9 protein-coding genes are annotated in these 9,741 nt (G+C 67.6%); 5 read left to right on the top strand and 4 right to left on the bottom strand.

The annotated features are described in order from the left end of the window. Together acs and Q7T84_RS06260 are read left to right on the top strand one after the other, a co-directional pair. Positions 1-1,430, top strand: a 1,430-nt coding sequence (gene acs, locus Q7T84_RS06265) for an acetate--CoA ligase (RefSeq protein ID WP_304806893.1), incomplete at its 5' end; no start/stop codon positions are given. A 44-nt stretch (positions 1,431-1,474) separates the two neighbouring features. Then, entirely contained in the window at positions 1,475-2,026 is a 552-nt protein-coding gene (locus tag Q7T84_RS06260; RefSeq protein WP_304806892.1) for an SRPBCC family protein, read from the top strand. A gap of 7 nt (positions 2,027-2,033) precedes the next feature. Here the strand turns inward: Q7T84_RS06260 and Q7T84_RS06255 are convergent, their stop codons facing one another. Beyond that, the gene (locus tag Q7T84_RS06255) at positions 2,034-4,484 is read right to left on the bottom strand and encodes a zinc-dependent metalloprotease (RefSeq protein WP_304806891.1); all 2,451 of its coding nucleotides are present in this window, start codon (positions 4,482-4,484) and stop codon (positions 2,034-2,036) included. 156 nt (positions 4,485-4,640) lie between these two features. On the opposite strand from Q7T84_RS06255, the gene Q7T84_RS06250 reads away from it, so the two are divergent. The 3 genes from Q7T84_RS06250 (at position 4,641) to Q7T84_RS06240 (ending at position 7,451) form a co-directional block, all read left to right on the top strand. Further along, positions 4,641-5,114: a MerR family DNA-binding transcriptional regulator gene (locus Q7T84_RS06250; protein WP_304806890.1), complete on the top strand. Its 474-nt coding sequence runs from the start codon at positions 4,641-4,643 to the stop codon at positions 5,112-5,114. 97 nt (positions 5,115-5,211) lie between these two features. Beyond that, positions 5,212-6,999, top strand: a complete 1,788-nt coding sequence (locus Q7T84_RS06245) for an acyl-CoA dehydrogenase C-terminal domain-containing protein (RefSeq protein ID WP_304806889.1) — start codon at positions 5,212-5,214, stop codon at positions 6,997-6,999. Further along, positions 6,999-7,451, top strand: a complete 453-nt coding sequence (locus tag Q7T84_RS06240) for an OsmC family protein (RefSeq protein ID WP_304806888.1) — start codon at positions 6,999-7,001, stop codon at positions 7,449-7,451. The genes Q7T84_RS06245 and Q7T84_RS06240 overlap by 1 nt, the downstream gene beginning before the upstream one ends. A gap of 6 nt (positions 7,452-7,457) precedes the next feature. Here Q7T84_RS06240 and Q7T84_RS06235 read toward each other — a convergent pair whose 3' ends face one another. The 3 genes from Q7T84_RS06235 to Q7T84_RS06225 form a co-directional block, all read right to left on the bottom strand. Beyond that, positions 7,458-7,958: a very short patch repair endonuclease gene (locus tag Q7T84_RS06235; RefSeq protein ID WP_304806887.1), complete on the bottom strand. Its 501-nt coding sequence runs from the start codon at positions 7,956-7,958 to the stop codon at positions 7,458-7,460. Then, positions 7,955-9,142 carry an NAD(P)/FAD-dependent oxidoreductase gene (locus tag Q7T84_RS06230; RefSeq protein ID WP_304806886.1) on the bottom strand — a complete coding sequence of 396 codons (1,188 nt, stop codon included), beginning with the start codon at positions 9,140-9,142 and terminating at the stop codon, positions 7,955-7,957. Before Q7T84_RS06230 ends, Q7T84_RS06235 begins: the two co-directional genes overlap by 4 nt. 15 nt (positions 9,143-9,157) lie before the next feature. Next, on the bottom strand, positions 9,158-9,741 hold a 584-nt coding region (locus tag Q7T84_RS06225; protein WP_304806885.1), incomplete at its 5' end, for a pyridoxal-phosphate dependent enzyme.

Here is a 9,741-nt window from a genome sequence, read left to right as displayed (position 1 = left end):
TCGCCGGCCGCATCCAGGACTGCGACTCCAAGATCGTCATCACCGCCGACGAGGGCCTGCGCGGCGGCAAGATCGTGCCGCTGAAGCGCAATGTCGATGAGGCCCTGACGGCCTGTCCAGGCGTGACCGACGTGATCGTGATCCGCCGCACCCGCGCCGACGTGCCGATGACGGAAGGCCGCGACGCCTTCTTCGGCGATCTGAAGAAGGACGTGGCCGACACCTGCGATCCGGAGCCGATGAACGCCGAGGACCCGCTGTTCATCCTCTACACCTCCGGCTCGACCGGCAAACCCAAGGGCGTGCTGCACACCACCGGCGGCTACCTGGCCTGGACCGCCCACACCCACGAGCTGGTGTTCGACTATCGCCCCGGCGAGGTGTTCTGGTGCACGGCAGATGAGGGCTGGGTGACCGGCCACAGCTATGTGGTCTACGGCCCGCTAGCCAATGCGGCGACAACCGTGATGTTCGAGGGCGTGCCGAACTATCCGACAAATTCCCGGTTCTGGGAGGTGATCGACAAGCACAAGGTCGAGATCTTCTACACCGCCCCCACCGCGATCCGCGCCCTGATGCGCGACGGCGACGAACCGGTGAAGAAGACCAAGCGCACCTCGCTGCGCCTGCTGGGCACCGTGGGCGAGCCGATCAATCCGGAAGCCTGGCTCTGGTACCACCGCGTGGTCGGCGAGGGCCGTTGCCCGATCGTCGACACCTATTGGCAGACCGAGACCGGCGCTTGTCTGGCCAGCCCCTTGCCTGGCGCTCATGCCGCCAAGCCCGGCTCCTGCGCCATGCCGTTGCCCGGCGTGAAGTTCCAGCTGGTCGAGGCCGAGGGCGCGGTGCTCAGCGGCGCGGCCTCCGGCAACCTCTGCATCACCGATAGCTGGCCTGGCCAAATGCGCACGGTCTATGGCGACCATCAGCGCTTCTTCGACACCTACTTCTCGACCTATCCCGGCAAGTACTTCACCGGCGACGGCTGCCGCCGCGACGAGGACGGCTACTACTGGATCACCGGCCGCGTCGATGACGTGATCAACGTCTCGGGCCACCGCCTGGGCACCGCCGAGATCGAGAGCGCGCTGGTCAGCAACGAGAACGTCGCCGAAGCCGCCGTCGTCGGTTTCCCGCACGATATCAAGGGCCAGGGCGTTTACGGCTTCGTGACCCTCAAGGCCGACGTCGTCCCAACCGACATCCTGATGGCCGAGCTGAAGGGCTGGGTTCGCCGGGAGATCGGACCCTTCGCGGCGCCCGACGTGCTGCAGTTCGCGCCTGGCCTGCCCAAGACCCGCTCGGGCAAGATCATGCGCCGCATCCTGCGCAAGATCGCCGAGAACGACATTTCGAACCTCGGCGACACCTCGACCCTCGCCGATCCGTCGGTGGTCGACGACCTGGTGAAGAACCGCCACGGCGCCTGATGCGTTAGCCCATGGCGGAGGAAGCTCCGCCATGAGGCTGCTTAATGCGACTGACGATCCTTCTCGCGGTCCTGATCCTGGCGCCTGGCCCCGCGTGGGCTGCGCCGACGGCCGGCGGAATCCAGGTCGAGATCACCTCTGATCCTGGCGGCGCCTCGGGCCTGATCCGGGGGTCAGTCGATATCCAGGCGACGCCCGAGCAGGTCTGGGATGTTCTGATCGACTGCGGCGTCGCCCCGCGCATGGTGGCGCGACTGAAAAGTTGCAGGATCCTGGAACGCGACCCGCAAGGCCGCTGGGACATCCGCGAACACATTAGCCGCGCCGGCCCGCTGCCCTCGGTGCGCAGCGTCTTCCGCTCCGACTACGACCCGCCCCGCCGCATCCAGTTTCGGCGTACCGGCGGCGAGGTGAAGGTGCTGGAGGGCGAGTGGCGACTGATCCCCCTGGCCGGCGGGACGCAGACGCGGGTCCTCTACGAGAGCCGCGCCTCGACCCCCTTCGCCATCCCGCCCCCCATCGCGCGCATGATCCTCCGCCACGACGTCCCCGAGGCCCTGGCGGCGTTACGGCGCGAGGTCATGGCCCGGCGATGAGCCAAACCTAGGGAGTGAGCACCCCGTAGTCGTCGTCCCCGATCGGCATGCCGGGCGGGGTTTCCGGCTTCAGCTTCGGCGCGGCGAGCACGGCCAGGGTGTCCCGGTCGGCCAGCAGGGCGACAAGCCGCTGACGATGGGCCCGGTCGGCGACATCGGCGCCGCCCTTGAGCCGCACGGGCAGGCTGCGTAGACGCGCGGCGATCTCCGAGGCAGCGGCGGGCGACAGCTTGGGATCGCGCTCCGCCAGGGCCAGGTCGAACACCAGCCGCGTCTGCACGCGGCGAGCGACCTCCCCCCACCGTCCAGACGCTGGCGCAAACACCTTGTCAATCAGCCGGTCCAGCACCTCGCCGGCCCCGAGTTGGCCCGGATCACGGCGGCTCTGGTCGATGAGGCGAGTCAACCGATCGGGGGCCAACAGGTGATCAAGGGTCATGCCCGCCGCCACATCGGCCGCCACCAACGGGTCGAAGACGGGTCCGCCAGCCGTGGCGAACACCTCGATCACGTACTGCCGATCCGGCTCGCCCGACTGCGCCGACGACAACATGCCGGTCAGGGTCTCGGAGGTATCCAACTCCTGCGGCGTCAGGGTCGCTAGCAACGAGGTGAGGGCCTGGCGTTGACGATCGGCCGGGACCGCCCGCGAGACCTCGCGACCATCGCCGATCACCGAATAGGCGTAGTCCACCCCCCCGATAAGCTTCGCCGCCGCCTCGAGCTGATAGCGGTGCAGCAAATAGATCGGCACATATTTGCGCTTCAGGTTCGCCACCGGCTCGCCGGGCTTCAGCGCGCCGAGGCCAAAGCTCTCCAGCGCCGCGCGGCGCACGCCCATCATCCGGTCGAGTTCGGCGGCCGGGTCAGCCCCATCGTCCCAGAGGCTGCCCCACGGCTGGGCCGCGCCGAGCGGGCGGGCGTCGGAGTCGCTGACATAGCGCTCGCCCCGACCGACCATCGCCGTGGTCTTGGCCAGCAGCGCCTCGCCGCCATCGCCATACAGCCAATCGACGGTGAACTGGTCCCAGGGACCGATGCCAACCCCATAGGCGTCCGACAGGTCGATCCGGCCCTGCTTCAGCGTCACGCGTGGGGCGGGGTAGTCCATCACCGAGGCGCGGTCCAGGGTCGAGGCCGCGAAATTGTGCGCGAAGCCGATCGAGTGGCCGACCTCGTGGGCCGACAGCTGGCGCAGACGGGCGAGCGAGACCTGGATCGGGTCGTTCGGACCGCCGGTCCCATTGCGATGCGCGCCCACCAGGCCCTCGAAAATCAGCATGTCCTGGCGCACCCGCAGGGCGCCGAGCAGCACTGATCCCTTGATGATCTCGCCGGTGCGCGGATCGGTGACCGCCTGGCCGTAGGACCAGCCGCGGGTGGCGCGGTCGACCCAGTTGATCACGTTGTAGCGGACGTCGAGCGGATCAACGCCCTCGGGCAGCACCTTGACCTGATAGGCGTCCTGGAAGCCGGCGGCGTCGAAGGCCTGGGCCCACCAGGCCGCGCCCTCCACCAGCGCCGTGCGGACAGGCTCGGGCGCGGCGCGGTCCACATAGAAGATGATCGGCTTCTTCACCGGCGATTTCGCCGCGCCGGGATGGGTCTTTTCCAGCCGGAACCGATTGGCCAGGCGGTAGACGATCTCCTCGCCAAGCGGCGCGCCATAGTCCAGCACCATGGTCGAGAAGCCGCCGCTGCGGGGATCAAAGACACGCGGCTCGTAGCCGGGCGCCGGCAGCTTCACCAACGAGTGACGAACTTGCAGGGTGATCAGCTTGGGATCGGGCGCGATATTGCGCACCTCCGGTCCAGGCGTGTCGGACGCGAAAGTCTGACGGGCCTCGAACTCCAGGTTTTCCGGGAACACCTTTACCGCCGACGGATCGGCCATGCTGAGATCGGGCACGAGCTTGTAGCCGGCCTCGCCCGCCTGCTTCAAGGCGTCGGCGACACCGAGGACGTCGCGGGTCAGGAAGCTGGCGATGTCCACCACCAGCCGGCCGTCCGCCGTGGTCTCGACGATGTCGCCGGCCCAGACGGTGGATATCGAAAATGCCTCGCGCGCCGCCGCCTGCTCGTCGGCCGGAGCGCCGACGGCGCGAAATTTGTGGTTCTCGAACTCAGCCACCACCTTCTTGCCGATCCGGCGGAAGGCCAGCACCTGAGTGTCACCCAGCCGCGCCCGGTCGAGCCCGACCGGCGCCGAGCCGAGGCCGGTCTTCAGGGCGGTGAGATAGAGATAGCGGCCGCTGACGCCGTCGGCGTCCGGCGCGGGCAGCGACAGCAGGATACGGCCCTGAGCCTTGTCTACATGGACAGGTAGCAAGCCGTCCTGTCGCGCCACGCCGACCAATGCCGAAGACGTCTTCGCCGCGGCGAGGACGGGCGCGGGCGCCAACAGACAGGCGGCGATCACCGCCGCCGACGCGGCTGACCGCAAAAGACCTCGAACCATGAAAACGCCCCTTTCGACCACCCAAGCTAGCGGCGGTCGCCAGGATCGGTCCAGAGATCGCATTACGGTTGACTGAACGGCGATCACCTTGACGTAAACGGAAGCATCGTTTTACGGTGTCAGGAATAGAAACATAGCGTCCAGGGAGGACGCCCCATGCCCGTTGACCTTCGCCGGCCCAACCGCACTTTCAGCATCCGGCAGCTCTGCCTCGAGTTCAAATGCACGCCGCGTGCGCTGCGATTTTACGAGGACAAGGGCCTGCTGTTCCCTGCCCGCGATGGGCTGAACCGGGTCTACTCCTATAAGGACCGCGCCCGACTGCAGCTCATCCTGCGAGGCAAGCGCGTGGGATTGGCCCTCGCCGAGATCGGCGAGATCCTCGATCTGTATGAACTGAACGACGGCGGGGCGGCTCAGAACGCCAAGTCGTTGCTCAAATTCCGTGAACGGATCGTGGCGCTGGAATCGCAGCGTTCCGACATCGACCACGCCATTGAGGAGCTGCGCCGGGGCTGCGACGCGCTGGAGCAACACCTGGCCGCGACCCGGCCCGACCTGCTGCCTCGCGCCGCCGACTACGACCAGGTGCTGCGCGCGCGGCTGGGCGATCTCGAACACGTGAAATAGAGGGTCCGCGGGCTTCGCCTAGGCCCCGCGTTCAAGCTAGTTTGCAGAGGGTTTTCGACCGGGTCGGAGACCCTTTCGCCGTCATACCGGAGCGAGCATGCCCTATCAGCCCCCCGTACGGGACCACGTCTTCCTCCTGCGCGACGTGTTGGAGATCGAGAACTACGCCAATCTTCCGGGCTTCGCCGAAGCCTCGATGGACGTGGTCGAGCAGATCATCGAGGAGGCTGGGCGCTTCACCGGCGAGGTCCTCGCTCCGCTAAACGCGGTCGGCGACAAGGAAGGCTGCACCTGGAGCCCCGACCACACGGTCAAAACTCCGGCCGGCTTCAAGGACGCCTACGCCAAGCTGGTCGAGGGCGGCTGGCCGGCGCTGGGGGCCGAACCGGCCTATGGCGGCCAGGGTCTGCCCCACGTGGTCAACCTGTCGTTCTCGGAGATGTCTTCCTCGGCCAACATGGCGTTCTCCATGTATCCCGGCCTGACCCATGGGGCCTATTCGGCGATCCTGAACGGCGGATCAGACGACCAGAAGAACCTCTACCTGCCAAAGCTGGCGTCGGGCCAATGGGGCGGGACCATGAACCTGACCGAGCCGCATTGCGGCACGGACCTAGGCCTGCTGCGCACCAAGGCGGTTCCGCAGGCTGACGGCAGCTACAAGATCTCCGGCGGAAAAATCTGGATTTCCGGCGGCGAGCACGACATGGCCGAGAACATCGTCCACCTGGTGCTGGCCCGGATCGAGGGGGCGCCGGCCGGGACCCGTGGCATCAGCCTGTTCATCGTGCCCAAATTCATTCCGGATGCGGACGGAAAGCCCGGCGAGCGCAACAGCGTCTATTGCGACGGCCTCGAAGAGAAGATGGGCATCCATGGCAACGCCACCTGCGTGATCCGTCACGAGGAGTCGGTGGGCTGGCTGGTCGGCGAGGAGAACCGCGGCCTGTCGCTGATGTTCGTGATGATGAACGAGGCCCGCATCGGGGTGGGACTGCAAGGGATCGCCCAGGCCGAGGCCGCCTATCAGGCCGCGGCCACCTTCGCCAAGGAACGCCTGCAAGGCCGCTCACTGACCGGTCCGAAGAACCCAAGCGGCCCCGCCGATCCGATCATCGTCCACCCGGACGTGCGCCGGATGCTGATGGACTCGCGCGCGGTCATCGAGGGCGGCCGGGCCTTCCTGTTCTGGACTGCGCTCCAGGGCGACCTTGCCCATGCGCACCCCGACGAGGCCGTCCGCCAGAAGGCCGGCGACTACATGGCGTTGATGACCCCGGTGGTGAAAGGCTTCCTGACTGATCGAGGCCTGAAGGTCTGCTCGGACGCAGTGCAGGTGCATGGCGGCTCGGGCTTCACCGAGCACTTCCCGGTCAGCCAGTACATGCGCGATGTCCGCATCGCCCTAATCTATGAGGGCACCAACGGCGTCCAGGCCCTGGACCTGGTGGGCCGCAAGCTGGCGGCCGACGGCGGCCGGGCGGTGATGAGCTTCTTCACCGAGATCGACGCCTTCGTGGAGGCCAATCAGGGCGACCAAGCCCTCACGCCGTTCACCGAAGGCCTCTCCAAGGCCAAGGCCGAATTGCAGGACGCCACCATGTGGTTGATGCAGCACGGCCTGATGAACCCCGACAACGCCGGGGCCGCCTCCACCGACTACATGCACCTCTTTGGCCTGACCGCCCTAGCCTATATGTGGGCCCAGATCGCCAAGACCGCCCAAGCCAAGGTGGCGGCCGGAGACACCGATCCCTTCTATTCGAACAAGCTGGTGATCGGCCGTTACTATGTGCAGCGCATCCTGCCCGAGACCAGCGGCCACCTGGCCAAGCTGAAGAGCGGTTCGGAGCTGATGATGGCCCTGCCGGCGGAGGCCTTCTGATGGCCAGCTACACCGCCGACGTCGCCTGGAACCTGCGGGACGGCGAGGACTTCGCCAAGGGCCGCTACAGCCGTGGCCATGTGATCAGCTTCGATGGCGGTCTGGTCATCCCGGCCTCGGCCTCACCGCACGTCGTGGGCAAGTGGGCGGTCGAGGAGGCGGTCGATCCCGAGGAAATGTTGGTGGCGGCGCTGTCCAACTGCCACATGCTGACTTTCCTGCACAAGGCGCGGCTGGCCGGCTTCATCGTGACCTCCTATCGCGACCATGCCTCCGGCGTGATGGAGGAGATCGCGCCCGGTCGCGCGGCGGTGACGCGGGTGACCTTGAAGCCGCAGATCGAGTGGGACGGCGAGGCGCCGGACGCCCAGGCCTTGGCCAAGCTGCACCATGAGGCGCACGAAGAGTGCTTCATCGCCAATTCGGTGAAGACCGAGGTGAGCATCGTTTGAGCGACGCTAACGCGCCGCCCCCTCACCTAACCTCTCCCGAGGGAGAGGGACCATCTCTTCTCCTCTCCCCGCTGGGGAGAGGTCGGGTGAGGGGTAGGGTCTCTGCAGCATGGCCTCCAGCCTCACCCGCAGCGCCTCGGCGTCCTTCAGGTCACATTCCCAGATCGTCTCCACCCGCCAGCCCAGCGCCATGAGCGCGGCCTCGGCGGCGGCGTCGCGGGCCTTGTTGCGCGCCACCTTGGCCAGCAAGTAGTCCCGATTGGCCTTGGGCACCCGGCTTCCCCGGGCGCAGTCATGACCGTGCCAGAAACAGCCGTGGACGAAGATCGCCAGCCGCCGCCCGGCCATCACCACATCGGGGGAGCCCGGCAGGTCCTTGCGGTTTAGGCGGTAGCGGACGCCGAGCACGGTCAAGGCCTTGCGCACCTGCAACTCCGGCTTGGTGCCCCGCCCCTTGACCTTGGCCATCACCGCCGAGCGTTTCTCCGGAGTGAAGACGTCGGTCATGGCCGCAGGACCTTAGGTGTCCGCCCCAGGCGAAGGGTCCCGGTCAGCACCAAGGCCGCGACCTGCCGCGCCCCCGGCGCCTTCGAACCCGGCGTGAAGATCCAGTCACGCACGAAGGGACCCAGCCAGCCGTCCGACTGGAACAGCGGCGTCAGCCAGCGCGAGATGAACTGGTAGAGGCCCGCATGCCGTCGCCGCGCAAGCTGATAGCCGCGCACGGACTTGGCGACCTGCGGCGTCAAGCGTTCGGCCAACTCCACCGCATCGATTAAGCCAAGGTTGGCGCCCTGACCGAGCTGCGGACTGGTTCCATGGGCCGCGTCGCCGATCAGCAGGAATCGGCCGTTCGACCAGCCGCCGGGGCGCACATCGCGATACGTCGCCCGCGAGAAGACCTCAGGGCTCTCGAATTGCGCCAGGATCGGCGCGGCCTGTGGCCACATCGCCTGGGCCCTCGCCCGCCACGCCGCCAGATCACCGGTCATGAATTCGTCCATCCGCGCCACCGGCAAGGACCAGAAGAAGCTCACCAGATCGACGTCACCGGTCGGGCCACGGCCGATCGGCAGCACGCCCATCATGGTGCTGGCCCGATCATAGCGCTGGGTGAGCGCGCCGGCGAAGACCCCTTGCGGATCGCGCGCATTCGCCCAGACCGCGCCCCAGGGATAGACCGGCGCCCGCGCCCTTGGCCGCACCAGGCCGCGCAGCTTGGAGCCGGCGCCGTCGGCGATCACCACCAGATCGAATGGGCCATGCGAGCCGCCGGCCGCGTCAATCCGGCGGGGAGCGTCAGGGCTCTCCCAGCCGACGATCTCGACCCCGGTGCGAAGTTCGACTCCGGCCGGAGCCAAGGCCTCGTGCAGTACGCCAAACAGGGTGGCGCGATGGACGCCGACCCCGAAGGCGTCAGGACGCCAATCGGCGTAGCGCATGGCCATGATCGGCCGCCCGCCGAGGTCGCGGCCGTCGAGGAGATCGACGCGCGCGCCGCGGGCGATCACCGGATCGGCGAGGCCGAGCGCCCTGAGCGCCGCCAGGCCCGAGGGCTGGAGCAGCAGCCCAGACCCCAAGGGGCGCGGCTCAGTAAAGGCTTCGAGCAGGACGACCTGATGGCCACGGCGCGCCAGGGCCAACGACGCCGCCATGCCGGCGACGCCGCATCCCACCACCGCGATCTTCATTCGGCTGGAACGGGCCTAGAGTCCGTCGAACAGCGCCGTCGAGAGATAGCGTTCGGCGAAGCTGGGGATGATCGCGACGATCAGCTTGCCTGCGTATTCGTCGCGCGAGGCGAGATCGAAAGCCGCGGTCAGGGCCGCGCCCGACGAGATGCCGACCGGAATCCCCTCTTCCTTGGCGATACGCCGCGCCATGGCGAAGCTGTCGTCGTTGGAGACCTGGATGATCTCATCCATGATCCCACGGTCCAGGATCGAAGGCACGAAGCCCGCGCCTATCCCTTGGATCTTGTGCGGGGCCGGCTGGCCGCCCGACAGCACGGGCGAGGATTCCGGCTCCACTGCGACCATCTTCACCGAAGGCTTGCGGGCCTTCAGCACCTGGCCGATGCCGGTGATGGTGCCGCCGGTGCCGACACCGGAGACCACCGCATCGACCCGGCCGTCGGTGTCGTTCCAGATTTCCTCGGCGGTCGAGACCCGGTGGATCAGCGGATTGGCTTCGTTGTCGAACTGCTGGGGCATGACCGCGCCCGGCGTCGCCTCGACGATCTCCTTGGCGCGGGCCACGGCGCCGGCCATGCCGCGCTCGGCCGGGGTCA

The organism is Phenylobacterium sp. (assembly GCF_030654915.1).
Lineage (GTDB): Bacteria > Pseudomonadota > Alphaproteobacteria > Caulobacterales > Caulobacteraceae > Phenylobacterium.
This window is presented reverse-complemented; position numbering and strand designations above follow the sequence as displayed.